21 protein-coding genes are annotated in these 24688 nt (G+C 71.1%); 11 read left to right on the top strand and 10 right to left on the bottom strand.

Annotated features, from left to right (window positions below; all coding sequences use genetic code 11):
• Positions 1 to 272 precede the first annotated feature (272 nt).
• Entirely contained in the window at positions 273 to 1430 is a 1158-nt protein-coding gene (locus VGH85_03050) for a 5-(carboxyamino)imidazole ribonucleotide synthase (GenBank protein HEY2172768.1), read from the top strand.
• Positions 1427 to 1945: a 5-(carboxyamino)imidazole ribonucleotide mutase gene (purE, locus tag VGH85_03045; GenBank protein HEY2172767.1), complete on the top strand. Its 519-nt coding sequence runs from the start codon at positions 1427 to 1429 to the stop codon at positions 1943 to 1945. Before VGH85_03050 ends, purE begins: the two co-directional genes overlap by 4 nt.
• A gap of 130 nt (positions 1946 to 2075) precedes the next feature.
• Here the strand turns inward: purE and VGH85_03040 are convergent, their stop codons facing one another.
• The gene (locus tag VGH85_03040; GenBank protein ID HEY2172766.1) at positions 2076 to 3380 is read right to left on the bottom strand and encodes a UDP-glucose/GDP-mannose dehydrogenase family protein; all 1305 of its coding nucleotides are present in this window, start codon (positions 3378 to 3380) and stop codon (positions 2076 to 2078) included.
• Between the two features lie 117 nt (positions 3381 to 3497).
• Here VGH85_03040 and VGH85_03035 point away from each other — a divergent pair, with 117 nt between their 5' ends.
• On the top strand, positions 3498 to 4922 hold the full coding sequence (locus VGH85_03035) for a serine hydrolase (GenBank protein HEY2172765.1): 1425 nt from the start codon (positions 3498 to 3500) through the stop codon (positions 4920 to 4922).
• Between the two features lie 27 nt (positions 4923 to 4949).
• Here the strand turns inward: VGH85_03035 and VGH85_03030 are convergent, their stop codons facing one another.
• From VGH85_03030 to VGH85_03010, 5 genes are read right to left on the bottom strand one after another with little or no spacing between them, the layout of a single operon-like run.
• Positions 4950 to 5774, bottom strand: coding sequence for a DUF1028 domain-containing protein (locus VGH85_03030; protein HEY2172764.1), 825 nt, complete (start codon positions 5772 to 5774; stop codon positions 4950 to 4952).
• A complete protein-coding gene (locus VGH85_03025; protein HEY2172763.1) occupies positions 5771 to 6439 on the bottom strand; it encodes a CoA transferase subunit B in 669 nt (222 codons plus the stop codon). The genes VGH85_03030 and VGH85_03025 overlap by 4 nt, the downstream gene beginning before the upstream one ends.
• Positions 6439 to 7242, bottom strand: coding sequence for a CoA transferase subunit A (locus tag VGH85_03020; GenBank protein ID HEY2172762.1), 804 nt, complete (start codon positions 7240 to 7242; stop codon positions 6439 to 6441). Before VGH85_03020 ends, VGH85_03025 begins: the two co-directional genes overlap by 1 nt.
• A gap of 58 nt (positions 7243 to 7300) precedes the next feature.
• The gene (locus VGH85_03015; protein HEY2172761.1) at positions 7301 to 8062 is read right to left on the bottom strand and encodes a TIGR03089 family protein; all 762 of its coding nucleotides are present in this window, start codon (positions 8060 to 8062) and stop codon (positions 7301 to 7303) included.
• Between the two features lie 25 nt (positions 8063 to 8087).
• The gene (locus tag VGH85_03010) at positions 8088 to 8582 is read right to left on the bottom strand and encodes a MarR family transcriptional regulator (protein ID HEY2172760.1); all 495 of its coding nucleotides are present in this window, start codon (positions 8580 to 8582) and stop codon (positions 8088 to 8090) included.
• 107 nt (positions 8583 to 8689) lie between these two features.
• Here VGH85_03010 and VGH85_03005 point away from each other — a divergent pair, with 107 nt between their 5' ends.
• Together VGH85_03005 and VGH85_03000 are read left to right on the top strand one after the other, a co-directional pair.
• Positions 8690 to 10075 (top strand): FAD-binding oxidoreductase, encoded by a 1386-nt coding sequence (locus VGH85_03005; protein HEY2172759.1) that lies wholly within the window; start codon positions 8690 to 8692, stop codon positions 10073 to 10075.
• A 27-nt stretch (positions 10076 to 10102) separates the two neighbouring features.
• Positions 10103 to 11227 (top strand): class I SAM-dependent methyltransferase, encoded by a 1125-nt coding sequence (locus VGH85_03000; protein ID HEY2172758.1) that lies wholly within the window; start codon positions 10103 to 10105, stop codon positions 11225 to 11227.
• A gap of 18 nt (positions 11228 to 11245) precedes the next feature.
• Here the strand turns inward: VGH85_03000 and VGH85_02995 are convergent, their stop codons facing one another.
• Positions 11246 to 12610, bottom strand: a complete 1365-nt coding sequence (locus VGH85_02995) for an LCP family protein (GenBank protein ID HEY2172757.1) — start codon at positions 12608 to 12610, stop codon at positions 11246 to 11248.
• A gap of 524 nt (positions 12611 to 13134) precedes the next feature.
• Between VGH85_02995 and rfbD the strand changes: the two genes are divergently transcribed.
• Together rfbD and VGH85_02985 are read left to right on the top strand one after the other, a co-directional pair.
• Positions 13135 to 13998, top strand: coding sequence for a dTDP-4-dehydrorhamnose reductase (gene rfbD / locus VGH85_02990; GenBank protein HEY2172756.1), 864 nt, complete (start codon positions 13135 to 13137; stop codon positions 13996 to 13998).
• A gap of 75 nt (positions 13999 to 14073) precedes the next feature.
• Positions 14074 to 16140, top strand: coding sequence for a glycosyltransferase family 39 protein (locus VGH85_02985; GenBank protein HEY2172755.1), 2067 nt, complete (start codon positions 14074 to 14076; stop codon positions 16138 to 16140).
• Here the strand turns inward: VGH85_02985 and VGH85_02980 are convergent.
• From VGH85_02980 to VGH85_02970, 3 genes are all read right to left on the bottom strand, one after another.
• The gene (locus VGH85_02980) at positions 16137 to 17486 is read right to left on the bottom strand and encodes a methyltransferase domain-containing protein (GenBank protein HEY2172754.1); all 1350 of its coding nucleotides are present in this window, start codon (positions 17484 to 17486) and stop codon (positions 16137 to 16139) included. The two genes, VGH85_02985 and VGH85_02980, sit on opposite strands and share 4 nt — an antisense overlap.
• A complete protein-coding gene (locus VGH85_02975) occupies positions 17486 to 18415 on the bottom strand; it encodes a glycosyltransferase (protein HEY2172753.1) in 930 nt (309 codons plus the stop codon). Before VGH85_02975 ends, VGH85_02980 begins: the two co-directional genes overlap by 1 nt.
• A gap of 169 nt (positions 18416 to 18584) precedes the next feature.
• Positions 18585 to 19604 (bottom strand): glycosyltransferase family 4 protein, encoded by a 1020-nt coding sequence (locus tag VGH85_02970; GenBank protein HEY2172752.1) that lies wholly within the window; start codon positions 19602 to 19604, stop codon positions 18585 to 18587.
• A 244-nt stretch (positions 19605 to 19848) separates the two neighbouring features.
• Between VGH85_02970 and VGH85_02965 the strand changes: the two genes are divergently transcribed.
• The 4 genes from VGH85_02965 to VGH85_02950 are packed head-to-tail and all read left to right on the top strand — an operon-like array spanning position 19849 to position 24687.
• Positions 19849 to 20820, top strand: coding sequence for an ABC transporter permease (locus tag VGH85_02965; protein HEY2172751.1), 972 nt, complete (start codon positions 19849 to 19851; stop codon positions 20818 to 20820).
• Positions 20821 to 20822: 2 nt separating this feature from the next.
• A complete protein-coding gene (locus tag VGH85_02960) occupies positions 20823 to 22058 on the top strand; it encodes an ABC transporter ATP-binding protein (GenBank protein HEY2172750.1) in 1236 nt (411 codons plus the stop codon).
• Positions 22055 to 23278, top strand: coding sequence for a glycosyltransferase family 4 protein (locus VGH85_02955; protein ID HEY2172749.1), 1224 nt, complete (start codon positions 22055 to 22057; stop codon positions 23276 to 23278). Before VGH85_02960 ends, VGH85_02955 begins: the two co-directional genes overlap by 4 nt.
• Positions 23275 to 24687 (top strand): glycosyltransferase family 4 protein, encoded by a 1413-nt coding sequence (locus VGH85_02950; protein HEY2172748.1) that lies wholly within the window; start codon positions 23275 to 23277, stop codon positions 24685 to 24687. Before VGH85_02955 ends, VGH85_02950 begins: the two co-directional genes overlap by 4 nt.
• The last annotated feature ends 1 nt before the right edge of the window (position 24688 follow it).

Here is a 24688-nt window from a genome sequence, read left to right as displayed (position 1 = left end):
TCGGTCCTGAGCCGGAGCCGCCGTCGCGGGGCGACGGGGCCACGCGCGGCGGCGATGAGTTCGGTATCGGTCAGGGACTCGGTCGGGGTGGTGGTCACGAGCCTCCCTCGCGATGGCGTGCCTGCGACTTACCCGCTCGGGCGGTGCCGTAATCCGAGCGCCATGTGGGTCAAAGCATGTGGGTCAATGGATTGTGGCACCCGGGCTACCGGAAGGCCATGGCACGGCGACCATGAATGTGCGGTGTGGTCGGCCCGCTACCCTTTCGCGTCATGGATCCGCGTACCGGTCTGCCCGTCGTCGGGATGATCGGTGCCGGGCAACTCGCCCGGATGACCCACCAGGCGGCGATCTCCCTCGGGCAGTCGCTGCGCATCCTCGCCGCCTCGCCGCAGGACGGTGCCGCGGTGGTCGCCGCCGATGTCGTGATCGGGGATCACACGTCCTACGACGACCTCGCCGCCTTCGCGGCCGGGTGCGACGTGGTCACCTTCGATCACGAGCACGTGGCCAACGAGCACGTCGCCGCCCTGGCCGAGGCCGGCCATCGCGTCGCACCCGGTGCGGCGGCCCTGATCTGCGCCCAGGACAAGCAGGTGATGCGCGAAAGGCTCGCCGATCTCGGCGTACCCGTGCCGCGTTGGGCGCCGGTGCGCGAGCGGTCCGACCTTCAGGACTTCGCCGACCGGGTGGGTACGCCATTCGTCCTCAAGGCCAGCCGCGGCGGTTACGACGGCAAAGGGGTCTGGACCGTGCCGTCGGTCGACCAGGCCGACGCCGTGCTGGAGTCGGGTGTCCCGCTGATCGTCGAGGAGCGCGTGCCGATCGTGCGCGAGCTCGCCGCGGTCGTCGCGCGGTCGCCGTTCGGTCAGGGCGCCGCCTGGCCGGTCGTGCAGACCGTGCAGGACGACGGGATCTGCGTCGAGGTGCTGGCCCCCGCACCGGACCTGTCCGAGGAGCTCTCCGCGCAGGCGCAGACGCTCGCTCTCACCGTGGCCGCAAAGCTCGGTGTGGTCGGCGTTCTCGCCGTCGAGCTGTTCGAGACCGCGGACGGGCTGGTCGTCAACGAGTTGGCCATGCGTCCGCACAACTCCGGGCACTGGAGCATCGAGGGCTCGCGGACGTCGCAGTTCGAGCAACACCTGCGTGCGGTGCTGGACTACCCGCTCGGTGCCACGGAGATGACCGCACCGGCGGTGGCGATGGCCAATCTGCTCGGCGGTCCGGCGGAGGGCCCCGCCATCGACGAGCGGGTGCACCACCTGATGGCCCACTGGCCGGACGTGAAGCTGCACCTCTACGGCAAGACCGTGCGACCGGGCCGCAAGATCGGGCACGTCACCGCACTGGGCGACGACCCGGAGCGGGTCCGGGCCCGCGCGCTGGCCGCCGCGCACTGGCTCCGCTACGGCACGGAGGCATCCTCGTGACGACGTCCTCGGAACCGTCCCCGCAGGTCGGCGTCGTGATGGGCAGCGACTCCGACTGGCCGGTGATGTCCGGCGCGGTCGATGCGTTGGCCGAGTTCGCGGTGCCGACCGAGGTGCGGGTGGTCTCGGCGCACCGTACGCCGCGGGAGATGCTCGACTACGCGACCTCCGCTGCCGACCGCGGCCTGCGGGTGATCATCGCCGGTGCCGGCGGAGCGGCGCACCTGCCGGGCATGATCGCGGCGGCGACCCCGCTGCCGGTGGTCGGCGTACCCGTGCCGCTGGCGCACCTTTCCGGCCTCGACTCGTTGCTGTCGATCGTGCAGATGCCGGCCGGCGTGCCGGTGGCGACGGTGTCGGTCGGCGGAGCGCGCAACGCGGGGCTGCTCGCCGTACGCATCCTGGCCGCCGGCGACGATCGGCTGCGGGCCGCGATGGCCGACTTCCAGGAGGCGCTCCGCCAGACCGCGCTGGACAAGAACGTCGCGCTGCAGTCCCGCCTCACCGACCGCTGAGCCCGAGGCCCGGACTCCCGGACAAAACCCACTAGTAGTGGGTTTTGGTCCACGACACGCCGTACGACGTGTCCATAAGCCACTAGTAGTGGGTTTTGTCCAGAGTGCCGAGGTCCAGGCCGGCACAGACTCAGGGGCGGCCTAGGGCGCGGTAGGTCCAGCCGGCGGCCCGCCAGCGCACCGGGTCGAGGGCGTTGCGGCCGTCGACGATGTTGCGCCGCGCGACCAGGTCGCCGATGCGGGCCGGGTCCATCTCACGGAACTCGGTCCACTCGGTGAGCATGAGGACGAGTTCGGAGTCCCGGGCCGCCTCGTCGACGGAGTCGGCGTACTCGAGGTCGGGGTAGTCGCGCCGGGCGTTGTCGTTGGCCGCCGGGTCATAGACGACGACCCGCGCTCCCTGCCGGTGTATGGCGGCGGCGACGTCGAGAGCGGGCGAGTCGCGGATGTCGTCGGAGTTGGGCTTGAACGCCGCACCCAGCAAAGTGACCCGGGCGCCGCGGAACGAGCCGTCGAGCACCTCTCGCGCCAGATCGACGGTGCGCGACCGCCGGCGCTTGTTGATCGCGTCGACGTCGGTGAGGAAGGTCAGCGCCTGGTCGGCCCCGAGTTCGCCCGCCCGGGCCATGAACGCCCGGATGTCCTTGGGCAGGCAGCCCCCACCGAAGCCGAGGCCGGGCTGCAGGAACCGGGGTCCGATCCGTGCGTCGTAGCCGAGCGCCTCGGACAGCTGCGTGACGTCGGCGTGGGCGACCTCGCACACCTCGGCCATCGCGTTGATGAACGAGATCTTGGTGGCCAGGAAGGAGTTCGCGGCGACCTTGACCAGTTCGGCGGTCGCGTAGTCGGTGACGACCACCGGGCAGCCGGCCTCGATGATCGCGGCGTACGCCGACCGCAGCCGCTCCTCGGCCCACTCCGAGGTGACGCCGAAGACCAGCCGGTCGGGGTGCAAGGTGTCGGTGACCGCGAGCCCTTCGCGAAGGAACTCCGGGTTCCACGCGAGCTCCACGTCGGCGCCGGCCGGGGCGGTCCGGTGCAGGCGCGTGCGGAGCCGGGCCGACGTACCGGTCGGCACCGTCGACTTGCCGACGACCAATGACCGGCGGCGCAGATGCGGCGCCAGGGCGTCGACGGCGGCGTCGACCTGGGACAGGTCCGCGGCATTTTCCCGACCCTGCGGGGTCCCGACGCAGACGAAATGCATGTCCGCCGCCTCCGCCGCCTCCGCGAAGGATGTCGTGAATCGCAGCCGGCCGGTGTCGAGGTTCTTGCGCAGTAGTTCGGGGAGGCCGGGCTCGAAGAACGGCACCTCGCCGGCCGCGAGCTGGGCGATCTTCCGCGCATCGACGTCGACGCCGATCACCTCGTGGCCGAGCTCGGTCATGCAGACCGCATGGGTCGCGCCGAGGTAGCCGGTGCCGATGACCGACATCCGGACACGGTCGGGCTCAGGGGTGGTCACAGGGGGGCTCCAGAGATGGTCGGCTCGCAAAAGCGTAGGACAGCCGCTCGGCGGATCGCGGCACCGGGCGGGGCTAGGGTCGTCGCTGTGCCTGACACCACCGCGCCCGACCTCACCCTGGCCGCGGTGCGATCCGCCGCCGACTACTTCCAGAGCTGGCTCGGTTTCCGGCAGACCTTCCTGCGGGTGCCCGGCGTGCAGGCTGCGCTGTGGTACGACGACGGCGTCGTCATGTCCTCGGCGTACGGCCTGGCCGACGCCGAAGCCGGCACGGCACTGACGTCCTCGCACCTGTTCCGGATCGCCTCGCACTCGAAGATGTTCACCGCCACCGCGGTCATGGGCCTGGTCGAGGACGGCCGGCTCCGGCTCGACGACGCGCTCGCCTCCCGCCTCGGGTGGCTGGCCGGTACGCCGGTCGGCGACCGCACCGTCGGCGAACTGCTCGCCCACGGCGGTGGCGTCATCCGCGACGGACAGGACGGCGATTTCTGGCAGCTGGACCGGGCGTTCCCGGACGAGGCGGCGCTGCGCGCGGTCGTCGCCGACGGCGCCGAGATCCTGCCGGCCAACCAGCAGTTCAAGTACTCCAACATCGGATTCGGCCTGCTCGGGCTCGTCGTCGAGGCGGTCACCGGCACCAGCTACGCCGAGTTCCTGCAGAAGGCCGTGGTCGACCGGCTGGGCCTGACCCACACCGGCCCCGAATTCGACCCGGCCCGCAGCGGGGAGTACGCCGCCGGATACTCCGCGCTCTCCTACGCCGACCGCCGGCTCCCGGTGGATCACGTCGACACCGGCGCGCTGGCCTCGGCGACCGGGTTCTTCAGCACCGCCGACGACCTGTGCCGCTTCACCTCGGCGCATTTCCTCGGCGACGACCGGCTGCTCAGCGACCGGTCCAAGCGGATCCTGCAGCGCACGGAGTGGAAGGTCGAGGGCGCCGACTCCGACTACGCACTCGGGTTCGCGGTCCGTGAGGTCGGCGGCCGCCGCCTGGTCGGACACGGCGGGGGATATCCGGGGCACGCCACCTGCACCCTCTTCGATCCGCGGGCCCGGCTCGCGGTCAGCGTGCTCACCAACGCCATCGACGGGCCGTCCCTGTCCCTGGCGAAGGCCGCGGTCCGGCTGACCGACATCGCCGCCGCCCACCCCGACCCGCCGGACGGCATCGATGCCGCTTCCCTGGACCGGCTGTGCGGTCGCTACGCCAACTTGTGGGGGGTGACCGACATCGCCCGGCTCGGCGGCCGGCTCTACGCCATCGGGCCGACGGCCGACGACCCGGCCGAGGAGCCCACCGAACTCGAGCTGACCGGGCCGACGACCGTGCGCATCAGCCACGACAGCGGTTACGGCTCGGCCGGCGAAACGTTGCAGTTCGACGTTGCCGACGACGGCACGGTCCGCGTCATCCGGGGCGGGATGAGCTGGCACCCGTTCGAGCGGTTCCAGGCCGCGGTGGCGGAGACCGATCGGGTGCGGGTCGGCACGCCGATCCGCCCTTAGATCCGCCGGCTGCCGCCGGTCAGGGCCTCAGTCGAGCAGGTCGCCGGCGTGTGGCAGCCGGCCGGCGGTCCGCATCCGGCGCAGTACGGCGTTCATCCCGGGGCGGCCGCGTAGCTCGGCCAGCGCGGATCGGGCGGCCGGCAGGTCGCCGCGGTGGGCGGCGTCGAGCGCGACGTAGAGCCCCCGCATCCCGCCGGGGGCCCGTCCGCCCAGCGTCACCCAGTCACCCTGCTCGTAGGCCCGCTGAAGCTCGAACAGGCGGCGCAGCTCGGCCACCGGCTCCGCCGCGTCGTCGACCCGCAGGTCCACCGGCACCGCGTCCCACGGCCGATCGGTGGGCTCGTCGGCGACCACCAGGAGCGCGGCCGACTGCCGACCCCGGACGTCACCACCTGCGTCCTCGGCGGCCGCCAGTGCGACGAGCAGCCGGTCGGCCAGCTCCCCGTCGGCCGCCACGAAGGCCTCGGCCATCGTCGGGATGACCGAGCGCGAGGCCAGCATGTTGCCCTGTGCGGCGAAGCCGTCCCCGGTCACGTGCCCGCACGCCGACAGGCACGAGCCTCCGGTCCACGCCGACACCCGGCCGTGCCGGTCGACGAGGGCGACCTGGCGCGCGTCGGCGTCCGTGTCCTCGGCGAGCAACTGGTGCAGCGCCGCCTCCGGCGACGCACCGTCGGCCATCAGGTCCAACCCGCGGGCGCCGTAGGCCCGGTCCGTGTGCGCCTGGGTGGCGATCGCGCCGACCCCGCCCCGCGCCCACGGAACGGAGCGGCCGACGGCGAGGGCGCAGGTCGCCACCGCGACGCCGAGCCGGCCGTCGGCGGCGTCGTGCGCGACCAGCGAGAAGGTCACCCGTCGACCAGCACGCCGATGGTCGCCGGCTGCGCGTCGACGGTGAGTGGCGGGCCGGTGCTGGCCCGCACCTGCTCGACGTCGACCCCCGGAGCGAGCTCCCGCAGCACCAGACCACGGTCGGTGACGTCGAGGACGGCGAGGTCGGTGATGATCCGCTGCACGCAGCCCCGCCCGGTCAACGGCAGCGTGCACTCGTCGACGATCTTGTGCGCGCCGTCCTTCGCAACCTGCTCCATCAGGGCGACGACCCGTTTCGCGCCGTGCACCAGGTCCATAGCGCCGCCCATCCCCTTGATCATCTTTCCGGGGATGGTCCAGTTCGCCAGGTCTCCGCGACCGGACACCTGCATCGCGCCGAGGATTGCGACGTCGATATGGCCGCCACGGATCATGCCGAAGGACGTCGCCGAATCGAAGAACGACCCGCCCGGCAGGATGGTGACGGTCTCCTTGCCCGCGTTGATCAGGTCGGGATCCTCCTCACCGGCGTACGGGTAGGGCCCGACCCCGAGGATCCCGTTCTCGCTCTGCAGGACGACGGTGACGTCGTCGGGGATGTAGTTGGGCACCAGGGTGGGCAGGCCGATACCGAGGTTCGCGTACTGCCCGTCCGCCAGTTCCTGCGCTGCGCGGGCCGCCATCTGGGTGCGGGTGAGTGCCATCAGCCGCCCCCCTCGCTCCCGGCGGCGGCCGGTGCTGCACCGCCGGGTGCGTCGCGGCGGCGGACGGTGTGCCGCTCGATCCGCTTGTTCTGCGTCCCGACCGGGCCGACCACCCGTTGCACGAAGACGCCCGGGGTGTGGACGCTCTCGGGCAGGATTTCACCGGGTTCGACCAGTGTCTCCACCTCCGCGATCGTCAGGGCGCCGGCCATCGCGCAGAGCGGGTTGAAATTGCGGGCCGACTCGTGGAAGACGAGGTTGCCATGCCGGTCGCCCACCGCCGCGCGGACGAGCCCGACGTCGGCCCGAATCGACTCCTCCAGAACGTATTCCTGGTCGCCGTAGACGCGGGTCTCCTTCGCCGGCGACGCGACGAGGACCGACCCGTCCGGCGCGTAGCGCCAAGGCAATCCGCCCTCGGACACCTGGGTGCCCACACCGCCCGGGGTGAAGAACGCCGGAATCCCGCAGCCGCCCGCACGCATCCGTTCGGCGAGCGTCCCCTGCGGGCAGAGCTCCAACTCCAACTCGCCGGAGAGGAACTGGCGGGCGAACTCCTTGTTGTCGCCGACGTAGGAGCTGGTCATCCGGGAGATCCGCTTGTCGTGCAGAAGGATCCCGAGCCCGGCCTTGTCGACGCCGCAGTTGTTGGAGATCAGCCGCAGATCGTCGACACCGGTGTCGTGCAGGGCCGCGATCAGCACATCCGGTACGCCGCACAGCCCGAAGCCTCCGACCGCGATGGTGGCACCCGGGCGGATGTCGGCGACCGCCTCGGCGGCGCTGCGCACGACCTTGTCCATCGGCCTCCCTGTCCGTGATCGCGGGGCAGGCTGTTCTGATCGAGACACTAGCCGCCGGCTAGCGGACGAGGCTGCGCACTCCGTCGACACCGGCGCCGAGGACCGCAGTGACCTGCTCGACCTCGGCCCGGCGGGTCAACGCCGCCGGGTCCGGCGACGCGCAGAGCACCAGCGAGGCCCCTGCCGCCAGCGGTGCGATCAGCCCGTCGCGCCACTCGGCGTAACCGGACCACGCGAGTGTCGAGAGCACCCGGTCACCGGTGGTCAGGCCCCATTCGCCGGCCCGGCGTCGGGCGTCGGCCACCACGTCGGCGCCGGTCTGCACGCCCGGGATGTCGGTGACTGCCGGCGCCGTGTCCTCCACCGGCGGAACTGCGACGAAGTGGTCGCCCTGTCCGGGGACGAGCGCGGCGTAGTCGATCGCTCCCTCCGGTGGCCGGGCGAAGGGCCGGCCCAGCGGGGCGAGAGCGAAGGCGACGACGTCGTCGGGCCCGGCGACGCGCGCCGCCTCGATCCCGGGACCGTCACAGAACACGACCCGGGCGCCTTCGGCACGGCTGCCGACGACAGCGCCGGCCGACCACGCCGCGAGCAGCACCGCCGCCGTCTGCCAGTGCGCGGGCAACCGGACCGCGACCGGCGCGCCGGCCTCGATGTCGAGTTCGTCGCGCAGCAGGTTCGCGGTCTTGGCCACCCAGGTGGCGAGCGTGGTCGCAGAAAGCTCGGTCCGGTCCCCGCTGGCGTCGTCGTAGAACGTGACCAGCGGTCCGGCCGGATCCCGGCCGAGCGCATCGGCGAGCAGCGCGTCGGTGGCGGCCACGGATCAGAGCGGGATACGGCGGGAGTCAGTCACGGTCGGACAGCGTAGCCGTCGACACCGGCTCGGCCGTGGGAGCCGCCGGGTCGGTGGAGTCGACGGCGTCCCGCAGGGCCGCGGCGGCGTCGTGCAGGAAGTCGGTGACCAGGTGGCGGGCATCGGCGTCGGGTGACGTGGCGCCGGCGAGAACCGCGTCGAGTCGGCGGTAGACCGTGGTGACGGCCTCCTGCGCCCGCGGCGTGAGACCGACCAGGACCTTTCGGCGATCGGTGGGGTGGGCTTCGCGCTTGACGAGTTGCGCCCGCTCCAACCGGTCGAGCAGCTCGGTGACCGAAGCGCTGGTCATCCCCACCTTCCGGGCCAGCTCGCTGGGCGTCTGTCGTCCCTCCACCTGCACGATGCCTAGCGCGATCATCTCGGTGGGTCCGATCCCGAGCAGGTCGTGCGCCAGCCGCGCCCGGTACCGCTCGCCGGCCAGCACCAACTCGCGCACTGAGAGTGCCAAGCCGAGATCGCCCTCCATATTTATCAGGTTACCGTGATATCGGGCTGCCGCGCGGCCTAGCATTGCGGGCAAATTGCTCCTACCCGGGGCTTTGCACGCACATGAGGGGGATCTCCATGACCCAGATGGTCAGCGGAATCGACGCGCTGGAGACGGCGATGATCGGGCCGGTGCTCAGCCCTGGTCACGCCGACTACGACGCGGCGCGTTCGCTCTTCAACGGTGACATCGACCGGCATCCGGCCGCGATCGCCCGCTGCCTGTCGGCCGCCGACGTTGCCGCGGCGATCGGGTTCGCGCGCGGTCACGGTCTCGAGCTCTCGGTCCGTGGCGGGGCCCACAACTACAGCGGCGCGGCCGCCGGCGACGGCTGCCTGATGATCGACCTGAGCGGGCTCAACGCGGTCACGGTCGATCCGGCCGCCCGGCGGGCGAAGGTCGGCGGCGGGGCGACGATGGCCGACATGGACTCCGCGACCCAGGCGCACGGCCTCGCCGTACCCGGCGGCGTGATCAGCCACACCGGGGTCGGCGGACTCACCCTCGGCGGCGGGATGGGGTGGCTGACCAACAAGATGGGGTTGACCATCGACAACCTCGAGTCCGTCGAGATCGTGCTCGCCGACGGTCGCATCGTGCGGGCATCCGCCGACGAGCGCCCGCACCTGTTCTGGGCGGTGCGCGGCGGCGGCGGCAACTTCGGCGTCGTTACCGAGTTCGAGTTCCGGCTGCACCCGGTGGGGCCCGAGGTGCATGTGGCGTTGCTCTTCTGGCGGCTTGATCAGGGGGCCGAGGTACTTCGCTTCGCCCGCGACTACCTGCCCACGATGCCCCGGGATTCCGGCGTGATGTTGGCCGCCGGCCTGAGTGCGCCACCTGCGCCGTTCGTGCCGGAGCAGTACCACTTCATGCCGGGCAACGCGATTATCGTGGCCGGGCTGTCCTCCGCGGAGGCGCACGCGGAGTTGGTCGCCCCGATCCGCGACGCGCTGCCGCCGCTGTTCGAGTTCGTCACCCCGATCCCCTACGTCGGGTTGCAGCAGATGCTCGACGACAGCGCGCCCTGGGGGATCTGCGCCTACGAGAAGGCGATCGACCTCGACGAGCTCTCCGACCAGGCGATCGCGGTGATCGCCGGGCAGGCTCCCAAGAAGGCCTCACCGATGTCGTTCATGCCGATGTTCCATCTGGACGGCGCATTCACCGATGTCGGCGAGGATGCGACCGCGTTCGGGGGCTCGCGCCGGCGGCACTTCGTCTGCAACCTCAACGCGGTCGCCCCTACCTCGGCGGAGCTCGAGCCGGACCGTGCGTGGGTGCGGGAGACGTGGGAGGCACTGCGCCCGCACGCCGCCAACGCCGGCAGCTACGTCAACTTCATGGTCGAGTTGGACGCGGACCGGGTGCGGGCGGCGTACGGCCCGGCGAAGTACGACCGGCTCGCGCACCTCAAGGGCGAGTACGACCCGGACAACGTCTTCCACCGCAACGCCAACATCACGCCGGCCTGACGGAGGCCGTGGCCATCGGGGGCGAAGATGACGGACGTCCCGACACCGCAGGCACAGGTCCCGCGCGGCGCCGACCAGCTTGCCGAGCGGCTCCTTGCGGCCGCACTCGGCGCGGTCGACCTCCTGTCGATCTACCTCGGTGACCGACTCGGGTGGTATCGCAGTCTGCTTGCGGATGGCCCGGCGACAGCCGATCAACTCGCGGATCGGACCGGTACGAACGCTCGGTACGCCCGTGAGTGGCTGGAGCAGCAGGCGGTGACCGGTCTCCTGGCTGTCGCCCCGGTTGCCGACAAGGGCTCGGCACCGGTGGGAGAGGACCGGTCCGGACGAATCTTCTCCCTCCCCGCCGCGACGGCCGAGGTGCTGACCGACGAGCGGAGCATGGCCTATCTGGCCCCGATGGCCCGGATATTCGCCGCGGCGGGAGGACAACTGCCCGCCCTCCTCGAGGCGTACCGGACCGGCGGCGGCGTCGCCTGGGCGCAGTACGGCGCGGACGCCCGCGAGTCGCAGGCGGACATGAATCGGCCGTGGTACGAGCGTGCTCTGCACGACGCCCTACACGGCGTGCCCGCAGTCGACCGGCCGTTGCATCGGCCGGGAGCCCGGATCGCCGACGTCGGATGCGGCGCCGGTTGGTCGACGATCGCACTCGCCAGGGCCTATCCGGAGGCGACCATCGACGGCTTCGACATCGATGGACCGTCGGTCGAGCTGGCCCGGGCCAACGCCGCCGGCACCGAGGTCGCGGACCGGGTCGTTGTCCGCGCCGGCGATGCCGCGCAGATTCCTCGGACGTCCTACGACGCGGTGTTCGCCTTCGAGTGCGTGCATGACATGCCACGCCCGGTCGAGGTGTTGACGGCGGCCCGCCGGGCGTTGGCGCCGGGCGGGTCGGTCATCGTGATGGACGAGGCGGTCGCCGAGACCTTCACGGCACCGGGCGACGAGCTCGAACGGCTGATGTATGGGTTCAGCCTGGTGGTGTGTCTTCCGGACGGCATGTCCCACCCGCCCAGCGCGGCTACGGGCACCGTCATGCGGCCGGGCACGCTCGGGGAGTACGCCCGCGCTGCCGGCTTCGCCCGCACCGAGGTGCTGCCGATCCACGACTTCGGCTTCTGGCGCTTCTACCAGCTGAGCGGGTAGGGCGGAGTACGCCGCCGCTCAGTAGACGCAGCTGTTGTCGGCCGCGGTGCGCGGCGGCGGCTGCGACGTCGACGAGCCGGAGCCCGAGGAGCCGGAGCCTGAGGAGCCGCTGCCGGACTGCAGCCCGGAGAAACTCGATCCCAGCACCAGATTCACCGAGGAGCCCAGGGAGTCGTCCTGGGTGAGCTGGGCCCCGGGCACGACCTTGGCCAGGGTGTGGGCGGCCGCGGCCTGCGACGAGCTGTAGCGGATCACGGTCTGCTGGCTGCTGGCGGCGTTTCCGGTGCCGGAGACCTTGAAGCCCATCCCGGCCAGGGCGGTCTTCGTTCTCCCGGCCAGACCGTTGGCGTCCGAGGCGTTGAGCACCTGCACCGACACCTGCGCCCGCGGCACGGTCTTGGTGCTCGTCTTGCTCGACCCGCCGGACTTGCCGCCGACGATCGACGCGAAGAAGCCTGGGAGCTTCGCCTTGTCCAACAGCACGACGTCGCCGGCTCCGGGTATGTATCCGGCCGCATTCGCGATCGGCACGGTCTTGAAGACGACGTTGCCGGCGGCGATGTCGCGGAGCTGGCCGGCCAGCTGCAACGGGTCCAGTTTGTCGTCGGTGGTCAGTGACTTCGAGACGGCGTCGAGCAACTGGTTGAGCTTGATCGGGTTGAGCAGCGTGTCGGCGCTGAGGATCTGGTGCGCCACGGCGCCGAGGAAGGCCTGTTGGCGCTTGATCCGGCCCAGGTCACCGCCGGGGATACCGTGTCGTTGGCGGACGAAGGCCAGCGCCTGGGTGCCTTCGATCTTCTGCTTGCCGGCGGGCAGGTCGATGCCGGAGAAGTGATCTTTCGCGGGCGCCTTCAGACATACCTCGACACCGCCGAGCACCTTGCTGATCTGGTAGAAGCCGAGCAGCCCGACCTCGACGTAGTGGTCGATGTGCAGGCCGGTCAGCAGGCTCACCGTCTTGACCAGCTCGCCGGTGCCGGCCGTGCGCTGCGCGGGCGTCAAGGTGTTGCCGCAGCCGTTTTCGCATGCACCGTCGGCGTACGCCGCGTTGATCTTGTTGCTGCGGAACCCGGGGATGGTCACGTAGGAGTCGCGCGGGAAGGACACCACGGTCGCCTTGCGGCCGTTGGCCGGAATGTGCACCAGCAGGATCGAGTCGGTATTGACGCCGGCGTTGGCCTGCGTGCCGACTTCGGCGAGCTGACCGTTGGTCAGCCCGCCGCGGCTGTCGTTGCCGACCAGCAGGATGTTCTGGTCGTTGCCGTCGACGTCATGGTTCTGCGTCGGGATCGCCCCGCCGCCCAGGTGGGTGATCTGCCCGGAGAACTTCCGGTACAGCCCCCACAGCGTGCCGCTGGCCAGGAGTACCACCACCGAGAGCACCGCGGCGGCCACCTTGAGGTAGAACGATGTGCGGCGCCGGCCGCCGGGCGAGCCGGCCGGCCGGCCGCCCCGCGGCGGGGGAGTGCCGCCGCCCCCTCCATTGCGGCCGCCGCCGCCCCCACCACTGCGTCCGCCGCCGCTACCTCCATTGCGGCTGCCGCCGCTGCCGCCCCGGTCCGGTCCTCGTGGGGGTGCGCCTCCCGACCGAGCGGGGCGCGCGGCGCCGGAGCCCGCGGACCCTCGTCGGGACCGCCCGCCGCCCCGCGGATCGAGCTCTGGGGGCAGCGGGGCGTTGGTGTCGCGCGCTCCGCCGTCCCGCGGATATCTGGGATCGCTCACGGCGCGAGGAGTCTCCTTGCTCGGGGTGCGGACCAGGTCGCGGCCGACGAAGGGGGCCGCTCGGTGGCCGGCCCATGGTCCCGCGGACCGGCTACCAGGGTAGCTGTGGCCCGGCGGAACCAACGACCGTACGGCGTCTGCGAGACTCGGCTCGTCATGCCGGATCAACGTCGGAGGGCCAGGAAATGCACCCGCCCGTCGCGGATGGCGCCCGCTGGCTCGTCACCGGGGCGCACGGCCAGCTCGGCGCGGAGGTCCTCCGGGCGCTGCAGGGTAAAGACGCCGTGGGACTCGCCCGGGACGACCTCGACCTGACCGATCAGGACGCGGTGGAGTCGGCGATCGCCGACCACCGGCCCGATCTCGTCGTCAACACGGCGGCCTACACCGCGGTTGACGCCGCGGAGGACGACGAGGCGGCGGCCTACGCCGTCAACGCGCTCGGTCCCGCCCACCTGGCCGCATCCTGCGCCCGCCACGGCGCTCGCCTGCTGCAGATGTCCACCGACTACGTGTTCCCGGGCGACGCGCGCGAGCCCTACGACGTGGACGCACCGACCGGGCCCCACACGGCGTACGGCCGCACCAAGCTGGCCGGCGAACGGTGGGTGCAGGCGCTGCTCCCGCAGTCGTCGTGGATCGTGCGGACCGCCTGGGTCTACGCCGTCGGCCGGCGCAGTTTCGTGGACACCATGATCCGGCTCGAGCGGGAGCGGGACACCGTCGACGTGGTCGACGATCAGTGCGGCTCGCCGACCTGGGCCAGCGACCTGGCCGCGGCGCTCGTCGCGCTCGGGGGTTCCACCGCCCCCGCCGGCATCCTGCATTGCGTCGGGGGCGGGCAAACCACGTGGTGCGGGCTGGCGCGCGCGGTGTTCGAGGAGGTCGGCGCCGACCCGGCGCGGGTGCGGCCGACCACGACGCAGGCGTCGGCCCGGCCGGCCCGCCGCCCGGCGTACTCGGTGCTCAGCGATCGTTCGTGGCGGACCGCCGGGCTGCCCGCGATGCCGGAGTGGCGGGGGGCGGTGCACGCCGCCCTCGGACGGTAGGCTGTCCCGACAGTTCGCCCGAAATCCCACGAATTCTTGGGGATTCCGGGGGCCCGGAACGGCGTAGGGAGTCCGATGGTGGCGGCATCATCGACGCTGACCGGCGGGCGCGTGGGCGGTGATCGGCCACCCCGGCTGACACCCGCCACCGTCGTGTCGGGGCTGCCCGAACTCCTCGCGGCGGCAGCCGCCGGCTTCGCTATCCCGGCGATGATCCTGCTGCTCGTCGGGCACGTGAGCATGCCGCTCGTGCTCCCGGTCGGCCTGCTCGGTGCCGCGCTGATGGTGGTGCTCTGCGGCGTCGGAGACGCACCGAGATCCCGCCGCTCAGTGCTGATGACGCTGGCCGCCGGCGTGATCGCCCTCGCCTGGCTGGTGGTCAACGCCCACTGGTCGGCGCAGAACGTCTACGCGACGCGGGATCCGGCGACGTACGCCTTGACCGGGCAGTGGCTGGTCCACCATCCGAGCCTGCCCATCCCGACCCAGCCGCAGATCTTCGGCCACGTCCCGGGCCTCGTCACCAAGAGCGCCGGCTTCGGTCCGTCCGGACCCACCCACGTCTACGCCCAGGGCAATCACCTGCTGCCGGTGGTGCTCGCGGTCGCCGGCTGGATCGGCGGCACCGCCGCGTTGCTCAAGATCAACGTGGCGATCGGGGCGGTAGCCCTCTTCGTCGTCTTCGGGCTGGCCCGGCGGATCGCCGGCGAGGGGTTCGCGCTGGCGGCGATGCTCACGCTCGCCGTGTCGATGCCGATGCTGGCGTTCAGCCGGGACACCTACACCGAGCCGATCACCCTTCTCTTCCTGGTCGGCGGTCTGTCGCTGCTGTGGCGGGCCGTCTCGTTGGACCGGCCACGGGACTATCTCGCCGCCGGCCTCGTCCTCGGCTCGGCCGCGTTGGCCCGGATCGACAGCTACGCCGCGCTGTTGCCGATCATCATCGTGATCGCCGTGTTGCTGGCAGTCGCGCCGGTCGGGCGCCGGCGCGCGGCCGCCCTGCGCTGTCTGCTGCTCGCCGTCGGGGTCGGCGTACCGACGTTCCTCGGCTACCGCGACGTGACGACGTTGTCGCTCGGCTACTACCAGACCACCCGGTCCAACATCGTGCTGCTCGGCAAGGCCGGAATCGTGCTTGCGGTGGTCGGAGCGCTGATCGTCGCCGTGACCTGGTCGGTGCCCGCGGTACGCCGGCTCTTCCAACCCGAGCGCCGCAACCGGCTCGCCGTCGCGGCCGGGGTGTTGGTCGTCGCCGCGTTCGCCGTACTCGCCAGCCGGCCGCTGTGGACCACGAGCCGGGGCGGCCTGAACCCCACGCAGGTCGCTCTGCTGCAGAAGGGCCTCCGGCTGCCCGTCGACGGATCCCGCAACTACAGCGAACACGCGTTCCTGTGGATGGGGTGGTACTTCGGCTGGCTCACGGTCGGGCTGGCGGTGATCGGGCTCGCGCTCCTCGTCGTCCGACTGATCCGGTCGGCCGACCTCACGTCGCTCGGTTTCCTCGGTGTGGTCCTGGCGATGAGCGCCCTCTACTTCACCCGCGCCGAGATCTATCCGGACCAGGTCTGGGCGATGCGCCGGTACCTGCCGATCATCATTCCGGGCCTGGTGATCGCCGCGGCGTACGTGATGGCGGTGCTGTGGCAGCGCAAGGGGTGGCTCCGGCCGGTCGCCGTCGGGCTGGCCGTCGCGGGCGTCGCGGTGGCGGCGGCGATCACGTCGCCGATGGAGGGTGTGCGGGCCTACGTGCCGCTGGAAAGCGAGGTCGAGGCGGTCTGCGGAGCCCTCGGTCCCAACGCCGCGGTGATCGAGTCGGACCCGGACGCCAACTCCGGTTACACGCAGACGATGCGGTCGTTCTGCAACGTCCCGTCCGCCGGGCTGGTGAAGCCGTCGCCGCAGGTGCTCGCGACCGCGCGGGCCGCCGCCGCGGCGCACGGGCGGGCGCTCTACGTGCTGACCCAGGACCCGACGACCGTCCCCTTCGTCGGTGCGCCGCGGCGGTTCTTCGACGCCGCCACGGAGAAATGGCCGGAGCGGCTGGTCGACGTGCCGCAGGTGACGAACCGGTTCCACATCACGGTCTGGCTCGGCCGGGTCGAACCGTCCGGCCGGGTGACACCGGTGACGCGGGAGTCCTAGGTCCCGTCGGGTGGCGTCGTTGCGATGACGGCGTACTCCTGCGGCCCGAACACGACCTCGTTGACCCGGTCGAAGGCGGTGTTGACCCCGGCCGCGAGGTCGGCGGCCCAGGCCGGCTTCTCGGGGGCGCTGACGTGCGGCAGGTGATACCCCTCGGCCGGTGAGTAGAACTGCAGCCGTACGTCGCGGTAGCCGGCCGTCTCGCAGAGGAACGACAGCAACGCCGGGTGCAGGGGCATCACATGGGTCGGGTCGAGGATGTAGGAGTTGCCCAGCACGATCAGGGACGCCGGGTTGGGGGTCTCGGCGATGAAGAGCCCACCGGGCTTGAGTTTGCGGACCGCCAGCTCCAGCATCTCGATGAGGATGTCGAGGGGTAGGTGCTCGACGACGTGCGTCGAGATCACCGAGCCGAGCGAGTGGTCCGGCACGCTGCGCAGGTAGTCGCCGACGTAGGCCTCGTGCACGGTCACACCGCGGGCCCGACCCTCGGCCACCATGCCCGGGTCGGGGTCGATGCCGGTGACCTCGACGCCGCGCTGGGCCAGCCGCTCCAGCAGCTCGGCGCGGCCGCAGCCGATGTCGACGACCGGCTGGTGCTCGGACAGCAGGGCGCCGTAGCGCTCGTCGAGCTCCGCCACGACCTGCTCGGGGTCGCCCCGGAACCGCCGCTCGAAGCCGACGTAGTTGAACAGGTTCGACGTCGGGGCAGAGCTGGCCGGTGTCGGTACGGCGTCTCCGGATGCGACGTCCGCGTGGGCGTCGGTGTCAACGTCGGTGTCGGTGTCGGCCGGCGGGCTGATCGTGAGATTGCGCAGCCGGCGTTCCAGGCCGTAGACCGCCTCGCGGAGCTCGGCGAAGCGGGCACCGGCGCCGGCCACGCCGGTGGCCGGCGCGAAGGCCATGCCGAGTTCCTCCACCACGTGTTCGAAGCTGCGGACCTCGCCCTTGAGCAGCTCCAGGTTGATCCGATTGGCCTCGACGTCGGAGCGGACCTCCCGGCGGCCGAGTCGGAGTTCGAGGCTCAGCGGGCGGAATTCGTCGTACAGCGCCGCGATCTCCTCGCGCAGCTCGGCGATCTCGGCCCGGGCGGCGGCGGCCTCGTCCCGGACCACCGGCAGGCCGCCGGCCTCGACGGTGCGCCGGGCGATCTGGTGGAAGCGGGTCCGCGCCTCGGACCTCGCCCGGCGCTTCACGGCGCCGGCGAAGGCCCGTGGTGTGCGCGGGCGGCCGGTGCCCGGTGCCGGTCCGTCCCCGGGGTCCTGCTCCGGGGCGTCGCGCACGATGTGCAGGGGCAGCCGGTCGGTGGCGTCCGACCGCAACGGGGGTGGCAGTGAGGATCCCATCAGCGTCCTTCGTTCGTTGCGTGAGGAAGGCCGGGAAGCGCGGCGACCAGCGATTCGATCCGCCAGCGGGCCGGCGAATCCGGCGGCGTGTCGAGCTCCTCGAGCCGGTCGCGGGCGACCCCGCCGAGCCGGCCGGCCGGGTGCTGCGGCAGGTCGAGGCGGCGCAGCAGCTCGCGGGCCGTCCAGTGCAGGTCGTGCCGGCGCTCCACGAGTTGGCGGCCCTGCCAGGCGATGCGGGCGGACCGGGCGTCGTCGGCAGCGAGATCCAGCGCCGCGGCGTGTCGCCGGTCCGGGTCGGCCACCACGACGACATGTACGCCGTCGACGGCTCCGACCTGCGCCGCCGACCCCGGGTCGGTGACCGTCGGCGAGCCCCAGGCCAGCGCGGTGAGCAGTGCGGGCCCGGTGGCGACGACGGCGGAGGCGGTCGCCGCGGCGGTATCGGCCAGCTCGGGTGGCAGCGGATCAGGCGTTCCGGCGCCGTTCGGATCGCCGACCTGCCAGTACCAGCTCAGCCCGTCGCCGCGGGCGATCACGGTCGCCGGCAGGCCGCGGGCGTGGCGCAGCCGGCGCCGGACGAACGGCAGGATCGGCCGCGTGGGCGCCGCGAGCGGGCGGTCCACCGGCACCAGCAGGGCCGCCGGCCCCGCCAGCGTCGCGACCGCCGGCTGGTCGGTGAGCAGCACGGCGGCGGAGGAGGCCAGATCGGTCTCCAGGTCGGCCGCCCGGCTCACCCAGACCGCATACACCGACCCCGCGGGTGGCCGGGTCGGGTCGGCGTACCAGAGGAAGGTCTGCGGTGCCGGCCCGTCATCGGCCGGGCGCAGTCCGTCGACGAGCCGTACCCGGTCGGCCACCTCCCGCAGCACCCGGCGCAACGCCTCGGGTGGTTCGACCCCGACGAGCAGCCCGAGCCGCGGCAGACTCACCGGACCCCCACCCCGCCCGCAGCCCCCGCCCCAGCCCCACGCCCGTGGACAAAACCCACTAGTAGTGGGTTTTGGACGGCTCGTACGGCGTGTCGTGGACCACAACCCACTAGTAGTGGGTTTTGTCCACGGGGCCGGCGGAGCGGAGGGGCGACGGCGATCACCCGGGTCACCTGCCCAGCAGGCGGTCGATGACCGGACCCCAGGACAGGTCGCTTACCCGTTCCCGGCCGGCCTGACCCAACCGGGCGGCCAGGTCACGGTCGGCGTAGAGCCGGTCGAAGGCCGCGCCGATCTGCTCCGGCGAGCCGTCGGTGACCAGACCGGTGACGCCGTCCTCGACCCACTCCAGGACTCCGCCGGCGTCACCGGCGGTGATGACCGGCTTGCCCGCGAGGAACGCCTGCAACGTGACGTAGCCGTAGTCCTCGTCCATGGGCGCGTAGAGCACCGCGAGTGCCCCGGCGTAGAGGTCGACCAACTCGTCGTCGGGCACGAAGCCGGGAAAGTCGACCCGCTCGGAGACGCGCAGTTCCTTGGCCCGGTTGGTGACCTCGCCGAGCAGTTCGCCACGACCCGCGGCGACCGCGCGTACGCCGCTCGTGGCTCGGGACATCCCCTCGACCACCAGGCCCGGTCGCTTGTTGGCCTCGTAGCGGTTGACGGCGAGGACGTAGTCGCCGAAACGTCCCGGGTGCAGCCGGTCGGACAGCGGCGGTGGGTGGTAGAGCGGGGTGGCGGTCAGGCCGTTGTAGCGGGCCAGTCGGTCGGCGACCACGCCGGAGGTGGCGAACAACCGGGTCGCCTCGCCCAGTGCGATGTTGTCCCACTCGGTCAGCAGCCGCTGGGCCTCCAGCGCGTCGTCGTCGGGGCCGAAGTCCGACCACTCCGCACCGGTTTCGGCACCGTCGTAGGCCCCCCGGTGCTGGTGGAAGAGCCACACCACCTTGCGGGGATGGCGGATGAAGTACGACGGGAAGTTGGTGGCGATGACCAGGTCGGCGTCGAGCGGTACGAGCCGCCACGCCAGCGGGGCGTCGAAGAGGCGGCCCTTCTCCCAGGCCACCGGGATGCGGACCAGCTCGGCACGGTGCCCGGCCGCCTGCAGGGCCGCCACCAGGTTGTCCTGATGCTGCTCGGCTCCGCCGCGCATGAACGGCTTCTGGGCGCCGCAGACGACCACGTCCATTGCGTCGTACCCCTCACTGCCGGTCGGGTCTGGGCATCATAGCCGCCGGGCCTGCCGGGCCGGCCGACCCCGATCCGGGCTCACCCACATGAGGCAACCGCACTCGCCGGTTAGCTCAGCCTCGATGCCGTCACCTACTATCGAGATCGCCGGCCACGATGGTGGCGGTCCTGAAATGCCCTGAAATGCCCGCCGACTGTCCCGACCGGGGCTCGAACGCCGTCACGAACGAGGTCAGACGCCCATGTCAGCCGAGCCGGACACCACAACCTCCTCCTTCCAGTACCTGCACGGCGCGCCGCCCGGCCACGAGTCGGTGACCGTCGGCGAGCTTCCGCTGGAAGAGGTCAACGCGCCGACCCGGTTCTTCGGCGGTTTCTGGACCACCGCGCGCGAGATCTACGCCTTCCGCGAGCTGCTCGGACAGCTGGTCCGCAAGGAGCTCAAGGTCAAGTACAAGGACTCCGTCCTGGGGTTCTTCTGGACCCTGCTCCGGCCGCTGCTGCAGCTGGTCGTCTATTCGGTCGCCATCGGCTACTTCCTCGGTAGCGCCAAGGTAATCCCGAGCTTCGGTGTCTATCTCTTTACCGGCCTGCTCGCCTGGACGCTGTTCACCGACATCATCGGCGGCTGCACCGGCTCGATCGTCGGCAACGCGGGCCTGATCAACAAGGTCTACTTCCCGCGGGAGTTGTTCCCGCTGTCGGTGGTCGGTGCCGCGCTGATCAACTTCTGTCTGCAGGTCACGGTGCTGCTCGCCGCCTATCTGGTCACCTGGACGTGGCCCCGGCCGATCAACCTGCTGTTGATCCCGGTGGCGCTCGTCCTGACCATCCTTTTCGCCACCGCGCTCGGCCTGGTATTGGCCTCCGCCAACGTCTTTCTGCGCGATATGACCTACCTGGTCGAGGTCGGTCTGCTGTTGTGGTTCTGGATGACGCCGATCGTCTATGACTGGACCAAGGTCAAGGACCACCTGGCCGCCAGCCACCACTTCCTCTTCGAGGTCTACATGGCCAACCCGATGACCAACGTGGTGCTGTCCTTCCAGCGCGCGCTGTGGCCGGGTGGGCTCACCCCGAAGGGAGCGCCGTTCTACTACTCGGGCAACCTCTACGGGCGGCTCGGTGTGTTGATCCTCGTCTGCCTCGTGCTGGTGTGGCTGGCGCAGCGGGTCTTCGCCCGTTCGCAAGGTAACTTCGCCCAGGAGCTGTGAGCATGATGCCCGCCACAATCGCCAACACCACCGGCTCGACCGGACGCGGCAGTCCCGTCGTCATCCGGGTCGACGACGTGTCGAAGCGATTCCGGATCCACAAGGACAAGTCGCTCAAGGAGCGGATGGTCAACTTCCGCCGCTCGCGCAAGATGACCGACGAATTCTGGGCGCTGCGCGACGTCTCCTGCGACGTCACCGCCGGCGAGACGCTCGGCCTGATCGGCGCGAACGGCTCGGGCAAGAGCACCCTGCTCAAGATCATCGGCGGCATCCTCACGCCGACGAGCGGCGCGGTGCAGCGCCGCGGCCGGCTCGCCGCGCTGCTCGAACTCGGCGCGGGCTTCCACGGCGACCTCACCGGCCGCGAGAACGTCTACCTCAACGCGTCGATCCTCGGCCTGTCCAAGGTGCAGATCGACAAGTACTTCGACCAGATCGTCGACTTCTCCGGCATCGAGCAGTTCATCGACACGCAGGTGAAGTTCTACTCCAGCGGCATGTACGTCCGGCTGGCGTTCGCGGTCGCCGTCCACGTCGACCCCGAGATCCTGCTCGTCGACGAGGTGCTCGCCGTCGGCGACGAGCCCTACCAGCGCAAGTGCATGGAGCAGATCAAGCAGTTCCAGCGCGACGGGCGGACCATCGTCTTCGTCACCCACGGGCTCGACCAGGTCCGGCAGCTCTGCGACCGGGTGATCATGCTCGATCACGGAAAGACCGTGGTGAACGGCTCACCGGTCGAGGCGATCCGCGCCTTCCGCGACAAGTTCGACCAGCAGGACGCGGTCGAGGCACCGACCGAGCACCATGGTCGGCTCGAGATCAGCAACGTCACCGTGACCGACGGCGACGGTACGCCGAAGTCGCGGTTCGAGCCGGGCGAGCCGCTCGGCGTCGAGTTCGAGGTGACCGCGAACGATCCCACCGCCGACTGGATCGCCGGCGTGCTGATCTCCAACCATCTCGACCTCACGGTCTACGGCACCAATACGAAGATCCTGCGCATCCCGCTGGAGCCGATCTCCGGACGCCGGGTCGTCCGCTTCAACTTCGACGAGATACCCATGGTCGAGGGCCACTACTTCATCACGGTCGCCGTCCACCCCGATCTCGGTCCCGAATACCACCGGCTCGACCGGGTCACGTCGTTCAAGGTCTTCACCGACACCATCGGCGACGGGGTGTTGTACATGCGACCGAAGTTCGACGTGCTGCCCGGGGTGAGCGTGGTATGAGCGAGCCGACGACCCAGCAGGGTGCTCCGGAGCTGGAACGGCGCGGCCGCATCGGCCTGGTGCCCGCCCGATTCGGGCCCGGCATGGTCGGCGGCGCGGAGATCGTGATGGCCGAGATCGCGCAGGGGCTCAAGGCCAGGGGATGGGACGTCGAGATCCTCACGACGTGCGCGAAGGACCACTTCTCGTGGCGGAACGAGCTTCCCGCCGGACTCGCCGAGGAGGACGGCCTCGCCGTACGCCGGTTCCCGGTCGTCATGGAGGACATCGCCGAGCGCGGCGTCCTGGAACACGCCATCGTCTCCGGAGCGGAACTGTCGATCACCCAGCAGCAACGCTGGATGAACTCCGGGATGCGGGTGCCGGAACTTTTCCACTACCTGCTCGACCACTCCGACGACTACCGGGCGCTCGTCTTCACGCCCTACCCGTTCTGGGTGACCTTCGCCTGTTCGCAGGTGGCGCCGGACCGCAGCCTGCTGTGGACCTGCCTGCACGACGAGCCCTACGCGCGCCTCGAACTCTTCCAGCCGGTGCTGACCGGCGTCGCCGGCTTGTTCTTCCAGTCGAAGCCGGAACACGAACTCGCCCACCGCATCGTCAAGCCGCTCGCGCCGCACGCCGAAATCGGTTGTGGCGTCGACGTTCCGCAGAAGTACGACCCGGACGGCTTCCGCGAGAGATACAACATCGACGGTCGGTTCGTGCTCTATTCCGGCCGGCGCGAGGGCGCCAAGGGGTGGCCCGACCTGCTCACCAACTTCGCCGGCGCGGTCGGCCGTTACGACATCCCGTTCAAGCTCGTCACGATGGGCGCGGGGCCGATCGACGCACCGCCGGAGATCGCCGACCGGGTCGTCGACGTCGGCTTCCTGTCCAACGACGAGCGTGACAACGCCTTCGCCGCGGCCGACGCCTATCTGCAGCCGGGTCGGTGGGAGGCGTTCTCCCGCACGATCATGGAGGCGTGGCTGGCCGGCACGCCGGTGATCGCCAACAACTCCAGCGAGGTCGTGCGCTGGCACTGCGGGCGGTCCGGTGCCGGTCTCACCTACGACGACCAACACGAGTTCGAGCAGTGCCTGGCCTTCGTCAGCGAAGCCCCCGACGCCGCGGCGGCGCTGGCCCGGTCCGGCCGCGACTACGTGCTCGCCCACTACACCTGGGACGCCGTACTCGACCGGTTCGAGGCCGGCCTCGGTGAATGGACCCGTCCATGAGAATCCTGATGGTCACTCCCTATCCGCCGATCCGCGACGGCATCGCCTCCTACGCGGTGCAGGCGGTCAAGGGACTGCGGGCCGAAGGGCACGACGTCGAGGTGCTCTCGCCGGGTCCCTCGGCGGCCCACTACCACCTCGACCTGGTCGGCCCGCGCGGTGCGCTCGCGCTGGCGAAACGGGTCGGCCGGTACGACAAGCTGATCGTGCAGTTCCACCCCGATTTCTTCTATCCGGTGCCGAGCACCGCCCGCGACCGTGCCGCGGTCAGCCTGGCGCTGTTGGCGGCGTTCCGGCGCGCGGGTGAGGTCGAGGTCGTCGTCCACGAGATCGACTACCGGCACGGACGGCTGGGCCTCGACGGGGTGGCCAATCGGCTGCTGTGGTCGTCGGTGGACCGCATCGTCGTACACACCGAGAACGAGCGGCGCACCTTCGCCCAAGCGTTCGGCGTCTCCCCGCAGAAGATCACGCTCACCGAGCACGGCGTGCGTTTTCTCCCGCGCACGTTCTACGACCGCATCCGCGCCCGCGCGTCGCTCGGCATACCGCAAGACGCCTTTACGTTCCTGTCCATCGGATTCATCCAGCCACACAAGGGTTTCGACCGTGCGGTGACGGCGTTCGCCGGCCTCGGCGCCCGCGGCTGCCGACTGGACATCGTCGGGTCGGTGCGGGTCGACGATCCGGGCTACGTCGCCTACAACAACGAACTGTCGGTGCTCGCGCGCGCGACCGACGGGGTCGGCCTGCACGACGGCTACGTCAGCGACGAGTTGTTCGACCGGTGGATCGTCGCGTCGGACGTCGTCGTCCTGCCCTACCGCTCGATCTGGTCCTCCGGTGTACTGGAGCGCGCCGCCCTCTACGGCCGGCCGATCATCGCGACCGCCGTCGGCGGCCTACCCGAGCAGGCGGCCGCCGGACGCGACGTGACCCTCGTGGCCGACGACGCGGAGCTGCGCACGGCGATGTGGAGCGCGGCCGGCCAGCGCACGATGAACTTCCCGTCGACACCGTGGCCGATCGAGGGCGACGACCTGCGCGGCGCGATCCAGCAGGAGGTGCGGTTGCGGGCCGCGACCGACCGTGGGTCGCGGGTCGCGGCGGGTGGTACCCGTACGGCCGGAACCGATACGGAGGCGTTGCTGGGCGCCAGCACAGTGAGCGCCCCGGTACGCCGGGTCCACCAGTTGCAGCTCCCCCCGACCAACTCGCACCGGGCCAGCGCGGCCTTCGTCAAACGCATGGTCCGCCGGCTCACCGCGTGGGAGGTCGAGCCCGTCGTCGGTCAGGTCAACGCATTGCGGGCGGCCACCGTCGAGGCCCTCGAGGAGCTGGCCGTCCGGCGTTCGACCGACCCCGTACCGGGCGACGACGACGTGCCTACCGTGACCCAGGCCGACTAGG

The sequence above is a fragment of the Mycobacteriales bacterium genome, assembly GCA_036497565.1.
Lineage (GTDB): Bacteria > Actinomycetota > Actinomycetes > Mycobacteriales > QHCD01 > DASXJE01.
The sequence above is the reverse complement of the archived record's forward strand: the minus strand, read 5'-3'. Positions and strand labels throughout refer to the sequence as shown.